The organism is Brevibacillus sp. 7WMA2 (assembly GCF_010748895.1).
Taxonomy (GTDB): Bacteria; Bacillota; Bacilli; order Brevibacillales; family Brevibacillaceae; genus Brevibacillus_B; species Brevibacillus_B halotolerans.
Map to the genome: position 1 here is coordinate 2,661,775 of NZ_CP048799.1, position 23,074 is coordinate 2,684,848.

The following is a 23,074-nucleotide window of genomic DNA, read 5'->3' on the forward strand; positions in this document are numbered from 1 at the left end:
AATTTTTTTCAATATTTATTTATTGTTGGATGTGCTCTCAGATTAAAGCTACTCTTCTATGTAAAAGAACAAAAAAACCTCCACAAAAGCGAAAATGTCAGAGCTTTTGTGAGTTTTTATTTAGAGAGATGGATTCTGCAAGGGTATTTAGCTTGGGTGGCTTGGATGACTTCGATGGCTTCGGTGGCTTCAGTCCCAAGGCTGTTTTTTCGTATGGCAAGGCAAAAGAAGAGGGATGCCCTCACTGGTGAACCCGCTTTAATAGGTACACCTAAAGACATCCCTCTTATACTATTTTCCCCTATTTAGTTCTCGGAGTGCTTATTTTTAACCAAGTGGTACTGCTAACAGACGTGCCAGATCCCTTACGTTCGGTTCCGCTATGCAACTAAAATGGTTCCCGCCGATTGCTATTACTTCTAGTTCACCCAGACAAATGTCTGTCCAGAAATCAACGGTCGTCTCATTGGTGCGCGGTAAAAATAGAAACGGCTCGTTTGCCAACAACAAACGGATGTCCCCCATGTACGGTGGAGGTGTGAAGCGGGCAGCCTTAAAGCTTTGATGAAAGACCTTGCACAAGCCTTCCGCCATTTCAACAGGCATTTGCTCTCCAGTAGCTTTGGCAATTGCTTCAACATAAGCCGTAAAGCGTTCTCTCCTGTCGAGTGTAGACAATCGTTGGAATAGCTCACCCACCTTGTCAAGTCCGTCATCCCCGCCGATAGTGCATCCAGAGCCTTGTGGAATAAAATGTCCGTGCTTCTCAATAAGCTGCATGATACCTCGGGCCAAATCATCCTGTTGGACTCCACCAAAACCAGCTTGTTCAAGCGTGATATTCAGATTTGGGACGAAGAGTGTTTCGACCAGCAGATCATCATCGAATTCCGTGATAATCGGCGGAATGTCAATTAGAACTAGGTCTGCGAGATGGATTCCCCGTTCAACAAGGCGTCTGGCTACTTCGATTGCAATCAAACCGCCTAGGGAATAACCAATAAGCTGCATCTGCTTTTGACCGCTTTGTAGCAGGCACTCCGCATAATCGTCCGCAACTGCCTCGATGAGTTCGGACGGATCAAGCGCGCAATATCGCTCGATATCCGCGATGGCGATTCCCACTACGTTCCCCAAATTCTGTTCTTTTAGTTGTTCCAGAAGTGGACGGAAACTGTCCATTGTACCCAAGACAGCGTGGAACACAACTCTCAGTGGTCCTGTCTCCCCGCCCCCAAATGGAATAATGACTGCATTGCTTGAATTGCCCTGATTTTTTAGCCAAGACACTTCCTGATTATGATTTTGTTTTCCTTCTGAACTGCGTGAGCGTATGAATTCTGCCAATGCAGCCACGGTCGGATAGTTCAGCATTTGTCTGAGCAGGGCATCAAAAGGAATTTCCCCGTGTGTTGGGTCCTCAGCCAATTTGTCACGTAGCTTTCCTGCGACTTGCGCCATGATGAGTGAATCAGCGCCGTGTTTGTAAAAGCTTTGCGTTCTGCCGATTCTAGAAATACCCAATGCTTCCGCCCAGACTTGAGCAAGCTGTTCTTCCAGCATATCCAGATCAGCCTCTTCTGTTTCTGCTATGGTGTTTTGTACATTCGATGCAGGCCGCCATTTTGCCAATTCACGCCGATCTATCTTGCCGTTTCCGGTAAGTGGAAGTGCATCTACAATTTGCAGATGGGAAGGAAGCATATAGGCGGGAAGATGCAAGGAAAGGAAGCTTTCCAGCTCGTCCGCTCTCACTGGCAATCTGTCCTGTTTATAACGTTTGGCAAACAGATGGAAGCCTAGAGAAGAGAGCTTGTTATTTTCTTCAGGCAACGATAGAACATTTTCGTCCCCTTCCTCCTGTAGCAGTTGCATCCATCCTTCATGGTCCAGATAAGAAGTCTCGGCTCGCAACAGATCGCCCGGCTCCATCATCATAAACGCCTGCGAAGCTAGTATCCATAAGTGCTCCACAGTTGGTTCCGTAAATACGAGCCAGCCTCCAGGGCAAATGAGTTCTTTCAGCCTGTTCATGCTTGCCGGAATGTCACGTGCGTTTTCCAATACCCCAGCAGCCAGCACCACATCAAAGCTGTTAGGAGCCAACCCCTGTGCTCGATAATCCTTGTCTACATCAAAAACTCCAAAGCGGATATTTGGGTATTGTCCAAAACGGGCTTTAGCTCCCGGAATGAAAAAGGCAGCAACATCTGTAAATACATATTCGACATCAAGGCCTTCTAGTGCTTTTAAGACGTTCTCTGTTGTTGCACCGGTACCCGCTCCGACTTCCAAAACCCGCAAGGTCTTGCCGGTCTGCTGTTGGGCGATGCGTTGTAAAAGTGCGCACATGGACTGATTGAGATAGGTAGCCATGACATGCTCAACATACAAGGAGCGTACGTGGTCGAGCTTACCCTCGGGAAATAGCAAGGAAACCGCATCCTGCTGACCGCTTAGTAGCTCCGGTAGCTTTTCTGCATTTTTTCGCACATAGGCGGTAAAGCCCGCTGTTTGAAGCATATTTGTCCACGCTGTCTCTGCCTGTGTCCAATACTCATCTACCGTCTTAGCGTTTTGCAGTATCGAGCAACTGAACTGTTTTTCAGGGTGCTCAAGCAGCATGCCAGCTTCTGTCAGCTTTGCGATCCAGCGTCGCACAATCCACTGATACTGGGGAAGGATTCCGTCAGATTGCAGAATGTCTTCCATTGAATATTTTTCATTATTGGTAAAGAACCCTAGCTTTTGCAGCGCGGCTAGCATGGAATGGAGCACGGCCTGATCAAGGTCAGCCATCGCCGACTCGATTTCTGCTTTACTCAGTCGATCTGCTACAGCGCTGGCTTGCTCGCCGATCCCGTTTACCAGCATTGTAAATTCGGCATTTTCTGCTTCAGGATTCCGGTCTTTTTGGCGATCGGCTTCCACAACACCCAGCAATACTTGTTCATCGCTCGTACTATCTAGCACAACGCCAGCTACGGCGACGGCAGGATGCTTAAGTAGAGCGGACTCAATTTCACCAAGCTCAATCCGATGGCCTCTGATTTTGACTTGGTTATCCTCGCGGCCCAGAAACTCGATTTCACCGCCGGGGGTGTAACGCCCTAAATCTCCGGTACGATAAAGCCGCTCTCCATCTGCATGGTGTAGCAAAAATCGCTCCTGAGTAAGTGCCGGATCACCCGCATAGCCCTCGGCCAAGCCATGTCCAGTAATATACAGCTCTCCCGTCACCCACACCGGGCAATCACGCATTTGTGAATCTAACACACGGAATCCCTGATTTGCGAGCGGCAGACCGTAAGGAATACTGCTCCAGTCAGCTTCAAGACCTTTATATATATGGTAATTGGACCAAATGGAAGCCTCTGTAGCCCCACCCAGACTGACGATTTGTACAGAAGGCATTCGTTTTTGCATTATGTCAGGCAGCGTCAGAGGAATCCAGTCACCGGAAAGCAGGGCCAGACGCAATGCTGGTACATGTATGCTAGGTTCAGAATCTAAATAAGCGACCAGCATTTGCATTAAGGCTGGTACCGAATTCCACATGGTAATCCCATGTTCAACCATTAGCTCGGCCCAATGAGATGGGTCGGTCTGTCGATCGGCATTCGGATAAACTAATGCACCACCAACGGACAGCGGGCCAAAGATATCATAGACCGACAGATCAAAGCTTAGTTGAGCAAGACCCAGCACGCGATCTTCATTGTTGACAGTAAAGCGGCGATTGATGTCCGCAATGGTATTGGCTGCTGCGCGGTGACTAATGACAACCCCTTTCGGCTGACCAGTGGAACCAGAAGTGTAGATGATATAAGCTGGTAAGTCTGGATTTGCTGGTGATTGGATCGGCTTATCCTGAGATGGCTCAACGTTATCCACTTCAATTGTTTGCAGGTTGCTTGGCAATGACAGTTGTATTGTGGACATCGTTAAGACAAAGCGGACATTCGCTTGCTCCAGCATAGCCTGACGACGTAATTCTGGCTGCTTTATGTCAAATGGAACGTAAACAGCCCCAGCTAGTAAAGCACCCAATACTGCTGTAACCTGATGCGCGCATTTGTCCATCACGATAGCAACGCGATCCTGAGCTTTGCAGCCAAGCTCTTTTAATTTGTTGGCCACAGCATAAGCACGTTTCACCAGCCCTTCGTATGTCATGTGACCTTCGCTATCAAACACGGCAGGACGGTCTGGATTTGCCAATGCTTGCTTTACTATTTGCTCGTGCAGGCAATAGTCCGGCAAGGGAGCCGCTGTCGCGTTGACACTGTTGCGTTCTGCAATCTGCCAGACAGGTAACGTAATCACATCCCCTGTCTCCCAGACTTGCTCGGTTCTAGCCAGCGCATGGAGCAATTCTGCAAACGCATCAAACATGTCGTCAATCATTTGATCTGGGAAGACACCCTCTCGCACGTCCCAATTGACTTGTAGCCCTGCTGAGCTATCCATAGCCTGACAATCGATGAAAACCTGCGGCGTTTGGCTGATACCGTACCCTGAGATTTTACCTGTTAGCTGGCTGCCTTCCGAGGGTTCAACAAGCCCGATCGCACTCGTAAACACTACAGGCATCAAAGCAGCTTCACGTCCGCGTCTGCGTGCCATTTCTCGCATAACCTCTACACCAGAAAACAAGCGATGATCCAAATCTTCAAATAGCTGTTTTTGAATGGTACGCGCTCGTTCTTGGAAGGAGAGCTCCCCATCCCAGTCTACGGCGTGCAAATTGACCGATGTAAAATCGCCGACAATATCATGGACTTGCTCATGTAAGGGCTGCCGGTTTAATAACGTCAGATTCAGACAAAAAGCACTGTTTCGACTCCATCGCTCAATCACAGCGGCATAGGCAGTCATCACAGCAGTTGTTGGTGTCAATCCACGTTTTTGAGCTCGTTGCTTGAACGTGTCCCAGGCCGTTTTGTCCAATCGGATGAATCGGCGTTGGAAGCGGGCCTCTCCTGCGTTTTCATGCTGTCTAGTTAAAGGTAGGTCTGGAGCTTGGGGCAACGTATCCATTCGTTGCTGCCAATATTCTTTATCCCTGACGTACGCCGTTGTTTCCTTTAAGCTGCGCTCGGCGATTAGATAATCACGGAATGTAAGGGATAGCTCAGGCAACGTTCGTTCTGACTCTTTGTAGAGCATCTCAAATTCCGCCAATAGTAGCCAGATACTTGCCCAATCGGCGATGAGAAATTCCATGGATACATGAAGCACGGTATTATCACTCATTTTGGTCACGCCAATATCAAACAAGGGCCAACGAGCTGTATCGTAAATACGATGCCCCATTTTTTCACGAATGTCCCCAAGTCTGGCTGCTGCCTCCTGTTCAGTCAAGCCGCTGGTGTCGGTATAAGCCACTTCGAAGTGCGGTACACTCTCCAGAACGCGCTGCTCTCCATTTTGATCGATCGTTGCCCGTAGCATATCATGGCGTGCTATGAGCAGATTCCAAGCTTCCTGTGTTCGTTTATGATCGAGCTTGGGATAGTCTAGTTCCAAATAGATGTGGCATGCCACACCTCCGTAACCAAACAGATCATGGCGTCCCAGCAAATAAGCTGACTGCACATCTGTCAGCGGGAAAGGTTCAAACCGGGCTTGAGGATCAGATATGACCGTCACTGGTCGTTTTTCGGCACGCAATAGAGCCAAAATATCTTCTTTATGCTCTTTTAGCGCTTGTAAATCGCCGGATGCAAGCGTTCCTTTGGGTGCTCTGTAGCGCAGGCTTCCATTTTCTTCCCATAGAAAAATTCCTTCATTGCGAAGGCGCGTCAGCAACTCGGCACAATTCGTCTTGAGGTTTTGGGGCATATGTACACACTCCTATTTTTTGAGCTTGACCATTTCGTTATAGATGGATGACGCTACAGCAATGCTGCTATACGTCAGCATCCGCTTCCTTCCTGACAACAAATAGCTTTTGTCCCAGGGGAGCGAGCGGATGCTCTTCATTCGGCAGTATGACAAACTCCTTGGCACCTGCGCCCTGTATAACATCAGTCCACTGCTGAACAGACATGAAGGTTGATTGCGTGTTTTTCCGATCGTCCTCGGGAGGAGTCATCATAAAGGCCTGTGAAATCAGCATCTCCACAAATTCCCGAGTAGGCTCTGTAATGACCAGCCATCCTCCCGGAACAAGACTTTGCATGAGATTGCGGATGACCTGATCCGTGTCGCGCGCATTGTTGAGCATGCCTGCCGCAATAACGATATCGATGCTTTCAGGTGTCAATCCCTGCTCAAACAGATCTTTGTCAATATCGACAGTCTGGAATCGCATCCAAGGGTAATCTTTGAAGCGTTCACGAGCTGTTGATAGGAAAAAGTGAGACACATCTGTATACAGATAATCCAGATTCAACTGTTTGGAAACAGATGCATTCAGCCGCTCCACAACTACATCCGTGGTTGCTCCCGTCCCGGCGCCTACCTCCAGAATGCGTAGAGAAGCCTTAGAGGAAGTAGACAAAGAAGAGGAGGTAGCCTGTTTGATAGCAGCGATTCGCATGACCGCTTCTGCTACCGATTTATTTAAATACCGCGCTATAAGCGTATCCCGATACAGAGCATTAGCAACATTCATGCGTCCCTCGGGAAATAATAGCAGTGCGGCCTGTTGACTATCATTCATCAGCTCCGGGAGTTTATCGGCATTAGCCATGAGATAGTCGATGACCATCGGAGAGCCAAGTTTTCCGTTCCATGCTTCCTTAACTAACTCCCAACGACGCTGCACCTCATCTGCTGTCATCTGAATCGAGCATTGATACTTTTTATCGAACTGCGTTATATAACCGCGATCCGTCAATATCTGTAACCAACGCATAATGACAGGCTGATGACGTGATGCTACCTTCGCGACAGAGAAAATGTCTTCCATTCTATATTCCCGTTCGGCTGTTATAAGCGCTCCTTGCGATTGCAAGGCAAACAGCATGGAAGATAAAGCTGCTTCATCTAGTCGTTCAATGCACATTCTCACTTGTTCAGCGTCAATCCCTCTCCATTCTTTCTCAGCATGCGCTGTGCAAGAAAATACATCATTTTTAGTCAAAGGATCGACTGATGACTCGGTATGATCGCATGCAGCTTCCGCGATACGAAAGGCAGCTTCCTGTAAAGACTCGATCGACAACGGTTGATGATTGCTGTTGGAGCGTAGCACTGGATATCCCAATGCCTGAGTCCAATCCTGCCACTGACGCGAGCATAAAAGCTCCTGTTGCGCCTGTGTATCCATTACAGACTTGTCAACCTCCCCGAAGATCATCTCCCGCATTGCTAATAAATCCCTACCGATGGCCCGGGGCCACTGCGTCATTAGAATGTCCTTATAGCTGATAGGCTCTGCTGGTCCCAATATTTGCGTGCTATTTCCAAGTAGGTGTGCGGGTGGTGCCGCTGACAGTTGCTCATGAATGTTCGGAAGATCCGGAACATGCAAACGCGGCTGCCACACAACAGGACCATGCGTATCTGTAAGTGACAAACTGCCACCTGCCACGCCAATTGTTACCCGATGCAGTAAATGAAGGTGGTTGTCCGGATCATGCGGATCAACCTCATTATGGGCCCGCAGGGTAATCGGAATTTTTCCAAGCAGGCCGGTTAACACTTGAAACGGTCCCTCATCCTTGATGACATGACTGATTTTCCATGGACGAATGGTCGGCAATGCTTCTTGCAGGATGTGCATCAGCGGGAAAGAAACCTGAGTGGAACACACAGCATCAATGTATAGGGCTGGTTGTTGTTGTAGCATTGTCTGGGCGCATGCAATAAACCGGCGCACAGCAGGCAAATGCACATAGAGATCTCCTGTCTTGAAATGTACGCCATGCTGTCGCGCTACCTTGAGGCAAAGAGCTAAGTCTTTGTGATGGATCGGCTGTTCAGAAATGACGTGAATGTTGCGAGCAAGCAGTTTAAGCGACATTTCAGTGCCATTGCCGCCCATGACTGTGGAGCGTACTACGACGCAAGCAAGATCAATATCGTCAGGAAGTTGCTCAATATCTGTATATAACTCAATACCGTAACGTTCTGCGCAACTTCGGGAGCGCTCGCTGCCCTTTGCTAATAAACCTACCAATTCAAACTGTTCTGGCAATGCTTTAACAGCCTCCAGATAGAACTGTCCAAATCGGGAACCACATACCACGGTACGCAACCTACGATTCTCTATCATATGCCACCTCTACTTTATTTCGATTAATGAATGCGTAAGGTCAATCGTCTGCTCGCGTAAAGCATCGATCAGACTTGTCGCCGATACGCCTTCTGCCACAAAGAAGCAACCTGAGTTGGCACTCTTATCTTTTGCAATCAAACGAGCTACTGTTCCGGCAATGATGCCCGATAACCGATTCCAATCTCCCGGATACAAAAGGGTTGAAACCAGCCGCATTTTTTTACCGCTACGGTTACCGGTAGCATTCAGATGAAACATAGTGAAGTCCTCAACACCCTGTTTCTTTGTATTGAACTGCTCAACCAGCAGTTGGGCTGAAGCCTTTTTCTGTTCTTCTGTTTTGTATTGCTGCAAAGCCTTGATCATCACAAATTGATTCAAGACAGAATTATTTTGAAAGCTATTGTAAAAATAGGCGGATGATATGTTCTTTTGTTTAGCCATTTGGCTGAATTCCTGAGTTAAGATCGGATAAGTGTCACGTTTGCCTGCCGGGAGTGGCAATTCATAATTTCGATGAAACGAGCCATCTATTTTTTGCGCTTTTCCCTGCTTGCAATAGGTCATACCCAACCCAGTATCTTCCTCAATGCTACACACAATGTCGTAGGCCGCATTCAAGGAAAAATCGCCCTGACCCGCAAAAAACAATTCTAGAAAATCGACTTCTTCAAAATCGTTTTCAGCGATGTAGGCCGGGAAGATTTCTGATAACCCGGGGTAAACCCCTGCTGAAATGATAAACAGCAGTCCCTTCTCAGTGATCTCATTCTGTCTCTTTAGCAATTGACGATAGAGATGCTCATCTCCTGAAACATCTACATAATGGACGGCATGGTCTATGCACACAGAGGCGACTGTATCGACAATTTGCTTGGAAGGCCCCGCACAATTGATGACGATATCGCATGGGCTACAAAAGCGATGAAGCTGTTCCTCGTTAAAAACATCTACTTGCAGGCATTCGATCCTCTCTTCCATCCCCTTAAAAAGCTCACCAAGCTTTGCAGGATTTCTGCCTCCTAACACAACATGATGGTTTGTAAAGGCAAGAATGGTCTGTACGGCTTCTTTGCCTACGGTTCCACTAGCTCCCAGGATGCCAATCGTTTTTTTATCCAATGGTCTCTCTCCCTTTCCAGCCTGATTCTGTGCGCTAGCCTTCAAAGAGAAGACAAGGCTGACGATTGGCAAAAAGTCGCTGTTCCTTGTTCATTCTCCTTGAGGACAACGCAGGTCAGTTTTAGTTAATCAAATAGTTCCCTCGTCATAATTTGCTGCAAGCTGTTCCGTCGATGAAGCACTTGTGTCAATAAACTTTGCAAGCATGCAAATCGTGGAATACTCAAAAAGAGTTTGCATCGACAATTCAATTTGATATCGCTCTTTTAGGAGATTGATGCATTGAATGGCACGTAACGAATCCCCGCCCCGTGCAAAGAAACTGTCGTGTATCCCAATCGGGCTACAATTCAACACCTCTTCCCAAACACTAGCTATGCTGATTTCTGTCTGTGTGGAAGGTGCAACATGTGCTTTTTTCGGCAAGCTTTCCTTCTTCCCGCCGAGCTTCGCAAGTGCTTTACGATCTACTTTTCCATTAGCTGAAAGGGGTAGCTTATCAAGTAGCACATACTCGGTTGGCACCATGTAGTCAGGTAGCATTTTCTGCATCCAATCGGACAGTTTTTCTGGTCTAAACACCTTAACTGTTTCAGGTGCCTGTGCCACGATGAGATGTCGATCGAATTTTGCTGCGACCTGATTGGTTTGCGGGAATGCCCGTACATGTGAAAAGCCCTGTCTCTCCAGTCTCGTGCACCATTGATCTGGCGCTAATAAAGGAAGATAATTCGTCTTACGCTCATCCTCTAGATGACTGAATCCATCTTCGAAGAACCCGACAGTGGTCAACATAAGTCGGCTATTACGAGTGGACTCTACTAGGAGCAGAACTCCACCCGGTGCCAGCATTCCTCTCAGGTACTCAAGTGTCATATTCAGGTTTCGTGAGCGATGGAGAGTATTATCTGCGACAATGACATCGAAAGAATGCGGTTCATAGCCTTGCCATAGCGGCGCTGTATTCATGTCAAACAACCCGTATTCAAGTGGCGCCTGCTCTCCCCACTCCTGTTTTGCCCTATCTGTAAAAAAGGCAGACTCGTCAGCGTAGACATATCGAGTACGCTCTACAGGCAGAGCGGAAACAAGCGTTTGTGTCAAACCTCCGACCCGTGTACCGATTTCTAGCACCCGCAGCTCTTTGTCAGATGGGTAGCTGTTCACTATGGTGCAAAACACCTCTTTAGCAAGATTACTGTAATACTCGCGCGTAAAGTCAAACCTCTTCAGGCCTGCTGGTGTCAACGAAGCATCTTCTGTAAAGAAAAGCTCAAGTGGATCAAGCTTGCCTGTTAAAAGATTCATAAACAAGGAAGAGTCTCGCGAAAAATGATCTTCTAGAGCCTGTACTGCTTCCATACCTACAGGTGATACCGACAACGCGTTATCCTGAGTGAATGTAGCTAGCCCCTCGCGTAATGAACGGAGACTTTGGTATGTTCCGTCCTCATTTTTAACGAGTAGCCCTTCTTCCACAAGCACAGTAAGCCAGTGAAGCAGCAGGGTCTTGAAACGCGGATGAATCTTGCATTGGCGTACCAGATCATCAATAAAATAACGCTCTCCTTGACTTGAGAACATCCCCATCTCATCTAGCGTGCGGCAGATGAAGGCAGAGCTTACACGGTCGGCCTCATGGAGGAACCGCGCGATTTCCTCAGCATCCATAGAATCAGGGACTTGGGCGGCCTGTAGCTGACCAGCACTGCTGATTTCCTGCCAACGTGATTCACAATCAGCCGGATCTGCCTGCTCGGTTTCCAACAGCTCCGCTCCTCTTAGCTGATCAAGTACCACATACCCCACCAAGCGTTTCTCCTCGCCTGATTCGTCCGGTACTGCAACGATAGCATTCTTCACTCCGTCATGACGGTTCAGAGCCGTTTCAATCTCTCCTAGCTCAATCCGATGACCGCGGATTTTCACCTGAAAGTCTTCCCGACCAAGAAACTCTAGATTGCCATCAGGCAAGTAACGACCCAAATCGCCTGTACGATAGAGACGTTCACCTGTATGCGGATGATTGATGAACTTGTCATTCGTCTTGCTTTCATCCTGCCAATAGCCTTTTGCAAGGCCGACTCCACCGATATAGAGCTGTCCTGGCACCCATACCGGACAATTTTCCATCCATTCGTTAAGCACATAAAAGCGCTGATTGATCATCGGACGACCATAAGGAATACTCTTCCAGCTTGGGTCAATGTCTTTGATCGGATACAGATTCGACCAGATCGACGCCTCTGTGGCTCCACCCAAGCCGATCACCTGTACTTGTGGGAAATAAGCCTTAATCTTGTCTGGCAAATCTAATGGAATCCAGTCACCGCTCAACAGAACCAGACGCAAGGTTTGCGGCAGTTCTAAATTTCTTCCGGAAGCATACTCGATCAGCATCTGCATCAGTGCCGGAACCGTGTTCCAGACTGTCACCTGCTCCTGCTTCATCCATTCAATCCAGTGGGCAGGATCTTTGGCCTTGTCTGCTTCTGGCATGATGATCGTTCCACCCGCTGCCTGCATGCCGAAAATGTCGTACACCGATAGGTCAAAATTCAGATTGGAAAGGGCCAGTACTCGATCTTGTGGTCCTACAGAAAAACGTTGATTCACATCTTCAATCGTGTTAACAACGCCTCGATGGTCGATCATAACCCCTTTTGGCAAACCTGTTGACCCTGAGGTGTAAATCACGTAGGCTAAATCCTCTGGCTGCCCTGCAAACGGCAGTGGGCTCATTGCCTCATTCCTTGCTGGCATCTGATCTACTAATAATCGTTCAACGTCCTCAGGCCAGCTCAATCGCTCATCCAACCATGACTGAGTAAGCACAATGCGAACTTGTCCGTCACGCAATAGCTGTGAACGACGCTCGTCAGGATGCGCTGGATCGATAGGCAGATACGCCGCACCAGACTTCAGAATCCCAAGCGTTGCCACAACCTGCTCCCAGCCTTTCTCTATCACAACGGCAACCAGTGTGTTAGGCTTGGCTCCCTTTGCCTGCAACAAATTAGCAATTTTATCGGCAGAGAGGGATAACTCCTCATACGTCAAAGTCCGATTGGCAGAAATGACGGCTGGATGGTTCGATTGCTGAACCGCTTGTTTTGCAAATCGTCCAGTGAGCGTTTCTGAAGATACAGGCGCATCTGTATCGTTGGCCTCAATCCTTGCCTCTAAACGTGGAACAGAAATAAGACTAGACGTCTCTTTCTGCCAGATCGCCTCATCGTCAGTCAGACGCTGTAGCAATTGGCAATAAGCACTGAACATGTCAGCAAGCATTCCCTCAGGGAACAGCCCTTCTACCGCATCCCAAATCAGGAGCAGTTCCTCGTCTTGCTCCACCACCTGATGGTCGAGCCATACTTGCGGTGTTTGCGTAATGTTATACATGAGCTTGCCCAGCCACTTTCCATCTGTCTCGCTACCGCTCCACTGGTTAACCCCAAGAGCACTTGTAAAGACTACCGGCATCGTGACACCATGATGCTCACCCGTTTGCTTTGCCAATTCGCGTTGTACCTGAACTCCTCCAACATACGGATGATCCAAATCGCTCCAAAGCTGCTGCTGCAAATTCCGTCCCCGCTCCAACAATGTCTTACCTTTGAAAAGCTCCACAGCCAGCAAGGTTAATGTAGTGAAATCTCCTACGATATCGTTAACCTGTGAGTGAAGCGGCAGTCGGTTGAATTGTGTCAGATTAATTGTAAAGCGGGAGCTCTTGCTCCAAGCCCCAAGCGTTTCAGCATAAGCTGTCAGTAGAATTCCTGACGGTGTAAGTCCAACCTCCGCCGTCCGTTTTTTAAGCTTCTGCCACGCTTGTTTAGACAGCTTTGCTTCCAAACGGCTAAATCGTTGTTCAGTAAGAGATTCTGGACTTTGAGCCAAAGGTAGCTGAGGAGCAGAAGGCAAATCAGGCAATCGAGCAATCCAATAATCGAGATCGCGTTGATACAGCTCAGATGCCTTAAGCTCTTCCAAGGCAAGAACATAATCCCTAAATGACAATTCTAATGTCGCCAACAGTGCATCCGGCTCATGATAGAGCCTAGTCCATTCGCTCAGAAGATGAAACATGCTCCACCCGTCAAAAATCAGGTTGTCAAAGCTGATATGCAAACGAACGCACTCTTCTCCAAAGCGGGAAGCCCTTACGTCAAACAAAGGCCACACGTCTGTAGAAAGCACCTGATGCGACATTTCTTCCCGAATCTGCTCCAATTCGGCTTCGACCTCTTCAGGGGCCTTGCCTCGTAAGTCATTGACATGAATCAGATAGGCTGGAACATCCTCTAAAATTCGTTGCTGCCAGCCATCCGGCATGATAACAGCCCGCATCATTTCGTGGTGATCAATCAGTCTCTGCCAAGCACGATTGATCCGCTCAAGATCTAAATTTTGCCCTTCAATCTCAAAATAACAATGAGTGGAAACATTGCCCAATGCGTAAAGACCGCTTCGACCCACCCAATACGCCTGCTGGATATCGGTCAATGGGAAAGGCTGGTTCCGATCCTGTGGCATCGGTACGATTTGTGGTAGAGCTTCCGCCGAATCGTCATGCAGCCCTCTCTGGTCCATAAGCGTCTGAACTTGCTCTGCCATCCCTGCAATCGTAGGCTTTTCAAAAATCCGCCCCAATGACAGCTCTATCTCAAACCTACTGCGTACGAGAGCACTTAATTTGGTAGCCAAAAGAGAATCTCCGCCCAATTCAAAATAGTTATCCGTAATACCAACACGATCCATATCAAAAAGCTGGCACCATATCGCCGCAAGGTCTGTTTCAATTGGCGTCCTTGGAGCTGTATAAGCCTTTTCCGCCTTAGCCTTGATCAGCTTGTCAGGGGTCGGCAGTGCTTGTCGATCCACCTTACCATTGGACGTGAGTGGCATTTCGCTCAATAATATGAAGGCTGATGGTACCATGTAATCAGGAAGCTTTTGGCTCAAAAAACCAGAAAGCTTACCCGGGCTGAATTGTGTAACATGAAGCGGCGCCTGCGCAACGATTACATGCTGGCCAAAGACACTTGCCGGATCATTCTGCTCTGGGAAGGAGGCAACCTGCGTGAAGGTTTGTTCCTGCAATAATTGTTGCCACTTTTCAACAGATAAAAGCGGTCGCTGTTCTGCGTGTCTTTCGTCTTCAAAATGGATAAATCCGTCCTCAAGGAACCCTGTACTTACTTGCTGTAAACGACTATTGCGCGTCATTTCTAGCAAAATCAGCAAGCCTCCAGGAGCAAGAAGGGATTGCATATGTAAAAGAGCCGTTTCAAGATTACGTGCACGATGCAGAGAATCCGAGGCAATAATGACGTCATACTGATGCGCATCATAGCCCTGATCCAGTGGATTCTGATCGATATCCAACAACTGATAATGCACAAACGAATACTCCTTGAATCTGTTTTTAGCCGCACTTGTAAAGAAGGTCGAGTTGTCCGTGCATGTATAAAGGGCTGCATCAGAGCGCAGTAAAGCTAGTAACGATTCAGTTAACGCTGAGCTCCTTGCGCCAATTTCTAAAATTCGCAGCGGTTCAGATCTGTTTTGCAGGCCATGTTGAATATCTTCCATGATTGATTGTGCAATGCTGTTTCTGTGCTTTGTGCCAGGAAGTGCTTGCATCAGATCATTTGGGGTCAAACCCAGCTCATCTGAAAAGAAATAAGCCAGCGGATCAAGCTCTCCTGTCAAAAGCGCAGCATTGGCGTTGTCCATTTGCTGAAGATAACGTAAAAGTGCTTGTGCATGCTGCTCCCATGCAGGAGGCAAATGGCTTTCCAATGTCTCCTCAAGCCGTTCTTCCGATATGGCCTGAACGATCACGAATGCGTCCGGTGCTTCTGTTCTGACAATGCCCTCGTCGGCCAATATCTGAAGCCACTGTCTGATCAACTCGCGGTAACGAGGCTGAATGCTACAATATTGCATCAGAGAATCGAGTGTGTAGCTTTGATTTATCTGCAAATCTACCCCTGCTTGTTTCAGCGCGCGGCAAATATAGCGAACACCAAGGCGCTCCATATAGGCCCAAAACACAGGAAAATCTGTTGGACTAATCTCATTGAGCCATTCTTGTTCGCGTCCTGCCTTCATTACATTGTCCCAGAGTACCTCGGTCTGTTTCAGATCAGCGCTTACACTATCATACAAGGATGATTCATTTGCCTGTTCTGGAACCACATAGCCGATCAGATGCTTGTTTTCCCTAGAATCACCTACTGCTGTGACGACTGCATCGCGTACACCTGGATGCTGTTTCATGGCCGTTTCGATCTCACCCAGCTCAATGCGATGTCCTCTGATTTTGACCTGAAAATCCTGACGTCCGAGAAATTCAATTGTTCCGTCAGACCAATATCGTCCTAGATCACCGGTTCGATACCAACGGGAACCATTCCAATTAACAAAGCGTTCTTCGGTAAGCACCGAATCACCCCGATAGCCTAATGCGACACCGGCTCCTCCAATCCAGAGTTCGCCTGCTACCCAGTCGGGGCAATCTCTTCCTTTGATATCCACCACTCGATACGCCTGATTGGTCAGCGGACGCCCATAAGGAATCGATGTCCAATGTGCTGGCAACGGCAATGTAACCTGGAAGAAATTTGACCAGATGGATGCTTCTGTAGCTCCCCCCATCGCTACCAGCTCGCTATGCGGGGCTACACGTTTCAGACGCGGTGGCAAATCAAGGCCAATCCAGTCACCGGACAGCATCGTTAAGCGAATCGGCAAGCTGTCGTACTGTCCGCTTTCCGCGGCGATTAATAGCATATCGAGTAGTACTGGGACCGAATTCCAGAGTGTGATCTGATACTTGTCAACCAGCTTAACCCAATGGCCAGCATCACGACGTGTCTCCTCGGTAATCAGCACAAGAGAGCCGCCCACGCTCAATAGTCCAAATATGTCATAGACAGAAAGGTCAAAATCAAGAGCGGAAACCGCTAAGATACGATCAGTGGAACCAACCTGATTGCGCGTGTTAATGTCAGCAACCGTATTCCATGCTCCAAAATGACTGATTTCTACCCCTTTTGGCTCACCAGTAGAGCCTGAAGTAAAGATGATATAAGCTGGACTATCCCCAGAAATTGAGACAGGCTCACTCAAAGGAGCTATGCTCACCGCATTCGCGATTGACAAGACAACGGCATCCTCTGGCCAATCCAAAGCTTGAGCCCATTCATCATCGGTTAGAACGTATCGAATGTCTGCTTTTTTATGAATTCGCTCGCGACGAGTAGCCGGTTGTCCGGTGCCAATCGGAACATAGCAGCCACCAAGTGCCATAATGCCAAGCACCGCAGCGATTTGATTGATTCCCCTCGGCATGGTAACGGCAACAGGATCGCCCGATTTTATCCCCTGTTCCTTAAGGAATGCCGCCACCTGCAACGCGTACCTAGATAGTTCGCCATACGAAATATTTGTATCTGTATGACTATCAATCAGCGCCGTTTCTTGCGGATTCGTAGCAGCATGCGCAAAGAATGCTCTGTGCAAGCATTGGCCCGGTTGTGCAAGTAACAATTCACTGTCCTGGTTCTGCCTTTGCTGCTCCAGATTAGGAAGAAGCTTTGGCGTAGCTTGCCAATCATTGTCATGGGCAACTAGCCAGTCCATAAGTTGGCCAAAAGCAGCAAACATTTGGTCAATCATGCCGTCCGGGAATAGCTGATCGACGGAATCCCACGCTAGCAATAAGCCCCCATCCATTTCATAGGACTGGAAATCAAGCCATACCTGCGGCGTTTGCGAAATCATATAGGAGAGCTGTCCTAAAGTCTGACGGCATTCCTCATTGATGAGCGGTGTACCTAAATTGCATGCAAAAACAACAGGAGCAAAATCCCGCTCCCCCGGGCGAACTCTCGCCAAATCACGTTGAAGCTGTACACCTGAATAAGCTGCGTGAGCGACATCCTGATGAAACTGTGCTTGCACCGCATGAACACGGTCCAAAAAGGATTGACGGGTACGTAGGTCAACCGCAAGCAAAAGCAGGTTGGTAAAATCGGCAACAACCTCTTCAATGCCAGCGTCACCGGTTTGACGATCAAACAATGGTATATTAATGAGAAACTGCGAATGGGTGCTCCAGCGATCAAGAATTTCTGCATATGCCGTTAACAGTACCATCGCCGGTGTGACTCGTTTGGCTGCGGATCGTTTTTGTAAAAGCTTCCAGTCCTCAGCTTTCATGAAATAGTTCCTTCTTGTAAAAACAGGTGCCTTAATCATTTCCGGTTTTTCCTTCAGTGGTAAGCCCGGCGCTCCTGGTAGCGTGGACAGCCTCTCCTGCCAATAGTCGGCGGCTTGCTTTCTATCTGAAGTCCGGTGCTGTATTTCATGCTGAAGATAGCTGGCAAAGCTCCAATGAGCAGGTGCCGCTGGTTGGCAGCCACGTGCATATGCCGCTGCTAGATCACGTAACAGAATGTGCAGGCTTTGCACGTCAGCAACAAGCAAATCAATATCAAAATGCAGCCGGGTACGCCCCTCTGGCAACAAACTCAGCTCCAGACCCGCTACCTCTCCCTTCTCCACCGCCAGACGACGATGTGACAGACGGCCACGTATACTCTCCAGTTTCAGAGCGAGCTCATCCTCGGCATATAAACGCAGGTCATGTACAGGCACTGTTGTTGTATAAGGAGTGTCCAGCACCTCTTGCAGTCCATCAGCCAAAAATCTTACTCGAAGCATCGGATGATGCCTGAAAAGCTGTTCCCATGCGGCTTGCAGACGTCCATGCTCCACGCCTGTGCCATCAATCTCCAGATAGGCATGGCATCCAACTCCGCCCAGCGGCTGATCATCTTGACGTCCAATCCAGTAGGCATATTGCACATCCGTCAGCGCAAAAGGACTATTCATCTCCTCTTGTGTTTGGACTGTTTGTTCTTGGACTGCTATATTATTGTCATTTATGGCAGAAGGCGCTGGACTGTTTTTTTGCAGAAGCGCCCACCAATCGCTCAGGTGAGGGGAAGCGATCAGCTCAGCAAACGTAACCTTCACGCCTTCCTTTCGCCATTTGTTGACCATTCTCATCATTTGTAACGAATCCAACCCTAGCTCGATCAGATTCTGATCATCATGAAACTCGACAGGCGCAGGCAGCATAGCCTGAATCTGCCTCCGCACCTCCTCATAGCTTAATGAGGAGGCAGGGCTTGTGGATTGGCTGTCAATGCGCAGATGTTTCATCAGAGTTACCACCTTCCCAGGCAATGCCTATACTGGTTTTACTTTTTCTACTTCACGGCTGGATACAACCAGCTGCCTGGAAAAACTGCTCAATTTTTCACGTGTTTCTTCCAGCTCTCTGGTTGGTAAAGACATCTCTACCACGCCTGCTCCGGCATGCAGCCATGCACTGTTGTTTTGTTGATAGATTGTTCGTAGCACCAGCGCTGCGTCCATTGCACCATCGCTGTCAAAGGTCATGACGCAGCCACTGTAGAGATTTCTCGGTTCAGACTCAAGTCTGCCTATGGCATCGATCGATTCTTTTTTAGGAATGCCAGAAGCAGTGACGGCAGGGAACAGGGCACGGAACGCATCCCATGAGTTAAACTCAGGCTTTATTTTCCCTTTCAATCTTGAAGCAATATGCTGAACGGTTCCCCGGCTGGCAACAGACATGAAATCACTTAAAAGGATCGTCGTAGAATCGCAGACGCTTTTTAGCTCTTCAAAGGCAAGTTTTACAGATACCGCATGCTCCGCGATTTCCTTAGGATCATTTAAAAGCTCATCCTTAAGCTTGTCTCCCTCGTCCTCGTTGCATCCACGCGACCGCGTTCCTGCAAGCGGGAAGGTACTTACCCATCCATTGCTATCAACCTCAACCACCGTTTCTGGACTAAAGCCAGCCACGTGCAAACCATCGAGGCTAAGCAAAAAGGAACGAGCAGGAGTGTTGACTCTTCTGCCTGCGATATAGCTAGCCACCATATCAAGCTCTTGGTGGATCGGAATTTTTCTAGATAGGATCACCTTGTGGTATTTGCGCTCCTTAATCTCTCGAACAGCCTCCGCTACCCCTTGCATGTAGGCTTCAGCGCCATACGTATCCACCTCAGGAACATCCAATTTTTGACTGACCACTCTTTGTACAAGCGCATTTTTCTCGTCGTCGAGTCCATTCTCTCGAAGCTTTCGCAGTAAATCAGCGAATTCATTTCGTTTTTCTTCACGTAGAGCTCTTAACAGAATAGAGCCTTTGGTAAAACGAATCTCCACCTCTGGAATAAACAGCTTAATAAGACGACCGGCTTCAGACAGTAATGGCAGATTCTGATAATAACGGGCCATTCCAAAGTTAACCGTTCCATAAGCACGCCAGTTTTTTAGCGGTATAGAAGCAAATGCTTTGTCAATGGTTGCACTTAGCAAATTATTTTCAAAACGGATTGTTTGGTTGTCATAGGCTAGGGTTGTATGTTGCTCATCTACAGTTAGAAGAGCATGAATTCCCATCCCCAACGACAGCTCATCACCGTTTTCATAAAGCAGATAGTTTTCATATAGACCTTGTTCAACAATTTGTGAAGCTGCCAAATGAACGTCTCCCTCAAAAGCAATCGTTTCCTCCAGATAGGAGACCTCGCACGTCGTTGCAGGGCTCTTTGGTGCTGTCGCTAATTCTTTGAGTTTGGCTTTATTTACTTTACCGACGCTAGTAAGCGGCCAGTAATCGATGAATTCGATTTGATCGGGCATCTTATAACGCGCCACTCCCTTTTCATGGAAAAAGGCATGAATGTCAGCAAGGGTGATGTCCTGATTGTCAGTAATGACATAAGCGCAGCTTTTTTCACCAAGTGTTGGGTCTGGCAGAGTAATCAGAGCGGCATCCTTGATATCTGGATGCATACGCAGGTACGCCTCTACTTCAGCAGGCATAATTTTTTCCCCTGCTCGGTTGATTTGCTCCTTGATTCGTCCCCCGATCTGGAAATTTCCCTCCGGTGTGATCCTTGCCTTGTCTCCAGAACGATAAAAGCCATCAGGAGTGAAGCTCTCGCGGTTCTGCTCCGGGGCTCTGTAGTACCCGCTTATTGTATAGGGGCCTCGAACGATAAGTTCCCCATATGCACCTGCCTCAACGTCATTTCCATATTCATCAACGATTCGAACCTCATCCGCATCGGAGAGTGGACGTCCCTGACAACTGATGATGACAGACTCTGGATCATCAAGGGATGTGCAGCAGATGAGACCCTCTGCCATTCCAAACACCTGCTGGAGCTTACATTTCATTTCATGAATGACGCGTTTTGCGAGATTTTCATCTAACATGGAGCCGCCTACCTGTAGAACTTCAAGGCTTGAGAGATCGTTGGAGGTATCCCATTCCAGCACTTCAAGCCATACATGGACAATAGAAGGTACAAGGGCAGTGATGGTCACCCGCTCTTTTTCAATAAGGGGAAAAGCTTCGTCGCAGCTTGTTGTTTGACACAGCACGACTTTGCCTCCAGCAGACAGTGTGCCAAGAATTCCGGGGCAGCAGAGAGGAAAGTTATGCGCAATCGGTAAAACAGCAAGATAGACGCTTTGCGGAGTCAGTTTGCAGCGCGTTGCGGCTGCTTTTGCATTGTATGCGTAATCGGCATGGGTTCTTGGAATGAGCTTTGGAGTACCGGTCGTTCCACCGGATAAGAGCAACAGAGCCGTGTCCTTGTATGATGGCACATCCAGCTCTGCTGGTGTCCCGCTGATATCAGCAAGATTGATGCCGATGTCGCTTTCTCCATCAGTCATGACAAATTTGACGGACGGATGCTTTTTAACCAATTGTTGCGCCATTTTGGTGTAGTCAAAGCCAAGAAACGTAGTTGGTATTATATAAGCAACCGGTTTGGCGAGTGTAAAAATTCCGTCTAGTTCAGCCTCTCTATGAGCAGGTAAGACCAATATCGGCAAAGCACCAATGCGAAAGAGAGCAAAGCATGTGAGTACGAAAGAAATCCGATTCGGAAGCTGTACAGCCACATTGTCCCCTTTCTTGATTCCCATCTGAATGAAACCAGAAGCTAGCTCATCAACCTGACTGTCAAGCTCTTTGTAGGTGAGTCTGCTATCTCCTTCCACTAGCGCTTCTCGATTCTGGTATTGTTGGGCCCACATGCGCAATTGCTGACCAAGCGTTTTTGGCTCCCAAAATCCGAGTTGTTCGTAATTTTTTGCAGTATCCTCAAACCATTCTGTAGTCGCTTTCATTATGTCCTCCTCTTGAATACCTGCGGGTCAATCATTGTGCACCCAAAGCGGGATTATGCAGGGTACTGTCAATCTGGTTGCATGATCGTGATGGTTTGTCTAACAATACGATATTGATAATGATAATCATTGTCAATAGTTTTCAACCACAAATTTTCTTGATATTGGTAAAAAAACGCTGAATTCCCTTCCAATTTCTCACTTTTTCCTTCATTCATTCCGCCAGGTTTTTGGCTTACATTTCATGTTCGTCGGGCATTTGTATTACCAGAGTACTAAGAAGATTCCTTCAATGACATTTGAACACTCTCCAGTCGGGATGCATGTGATAGCGCTCTGGACAAAAAGGCACCACTATACCAACAAGATGCGCGGAAGTAGTCCGTACACACTCCAATATCCCGCTTTTATGGCTAATTTGCCTTCCTGTGCATGCCTGATCTGTTGAAACAATGTTAGTTGTGATCCCTGCCATTTCGTTATTCCCAATGGCGAAAAAAGGCGTCTTATTTCTCTAGCTGGATCGATTGATCCCCATCCATTAGCTGTCCCTTCTTGAAAGCGTTCGTTCTTTTTGCTGTGAAATGATTTTTGTAACGGATTGCATAAGCCTCTCCCTTTTTGCTGTCAAAAAGAAATGATCCCCTTCAATCATCTCAAGCGTAAAATCAGAGCTGGTATGACCCTCCCAAGCTTCCATCTCCTCTCGATTCGCCTCCGTGTCTTCAGTCCCACAAAATGCAGAAATCGGGCATTTGAGGAGTGCTTCCTCTGCATACACGTACGTTTCGTCTACAGCAAAATCCGCTCGCAATACCGGGAGAAACAGGTTCATGAGCTCCCTGTTTTGCAAAATTGCCTCGGGAGTACCGGAAAAACGGCGCAGTTCACTGACAAATTCATCATCAGGCAAATGGTGCAAAGGATGTGGCTCTGGTATGTTTGGAGCTCGACTACCTGAAACAATCAGGCGGCAAGGCTGGAGCTTCCATTTTCTTCGAACAGCTCGTGCAAGCTCAAAAGCAATTCGCGCTCCTAAGCTATGACCAAAAAAGAGAAATGGGCGATCCAAATACGGATAAATTGCCTGAGAGATTGCTTCCACTAGCGCCTTCATGTCACATAGAGCCTGTTCCCCAATCCTGTTCTCCCTTCCTGGAAGCTGGATAGGGTACACTCCAATATCCCGGGGCAGCGCATTTGCCCAGCCTCGGTAAGCTGATGCCCCTCCTCCTGCATAGGGCAAGCAGAAAAGACGAATAGTGTCTTTCGCTTCAGGATGAGAAATCAGCCATGGAGTGGCTGCTTGATCAGTTTCCAACATAACTCCCCCATTCTTTCCATCAGTCGAGTCGGGCGCTAAGCTCCACCATGTCTTTTGACAAGCTCTTTAAGGAGAGCGTCACTGGATCTGTGCTACTTCGACCTTCGACCATAGTGGATATGAATATTCATTTGATAATGATT

Annotated in this window: 6 protein-coding genes; all 6 read right to left on the reverse strand. The window is 48.0% G+C overall.

All coding sequences use genetic code 11. The features are described 5' to 3' along the window. Nucleotides 1–327: 327 nt before the first annotated feature. Nucleotides 328–5,844, reverse strand: coding sequence for a non-ribosomal peptide synthetase (locus GOP56_RS10725; RefSeq protein ID WP_163245561.1), 5,517 nt, complete (start codon nucleotides 5,842–5,844; stop codon nucleotides 328–330). A 67-nt stretch (nucleotides 5,845–5,911) separates the two neighbouring features. After that, a complete protein-coding gene (locus GOP56_RS10730; protein WP_163245562.1) occupies nucleotides 5,912–8,224 on the reverse strand; it encodes a bifunctional Gfo/Idh/MocA family oxidoreductase/class I SAM-dependent methyltransferase in 2,313 nt (770 codons plus the stop codon). A gap of 9 nt (nucleotides 8,225–8,233) precedes the next feature. Next, on the reverse strand, nucleotides 8,234–9,349 hold the full coding sequence (locus GOP56_RS10735) for a saccharopine dehydrogenase family protein (RefSeq protein ID WP_163245563.1): 1,116 nt from the start codon (nucleotides 9,347–9,349) through the stop codon (nucleotides 8,234–8,236). Between the two features lie 129 nt (nucleotides 9,350–9,478). Continuing rightward, a complete protein-coding gene (locus GOP56_RS10740) occupies nucleotides 9,479–18,586 on the reverse strand; it encodes a non-ribosomal peptide synthetase (protein WP_163245564.1) in 9,108 nt (3,035 codons plus the stop codon). Nucleotides 18,587–18,613: 27 nt separating this feature from the next. Beyond that, a complete protein-coding gene (locus tag GOP56_RS10745) occupies nucleotides 18,614–21,607 on the reverse strand; it encodes a salicylate synthase (protein ID WP_163245565.1) in 2,994 nt (997 codons plus the stop codon). A gap of 541 nt (nucleotides 21,608–22,148) precedes the next feature. After that, the gene (locus tag GOP56_RS10750) at nucleotides 22,149–22,931 is read right to left on the reverse strand and encodes a thioesterase II family protein (protein WP_163245566.1); all 783 of its coding nucleotides are present in this window, start codon (nucleotides 22,929–22,931) and stop codon (nucleotides 22,149–22,151) included. Nucleotides 22,932–23,074: the final 143 nt, after the last annotated feature.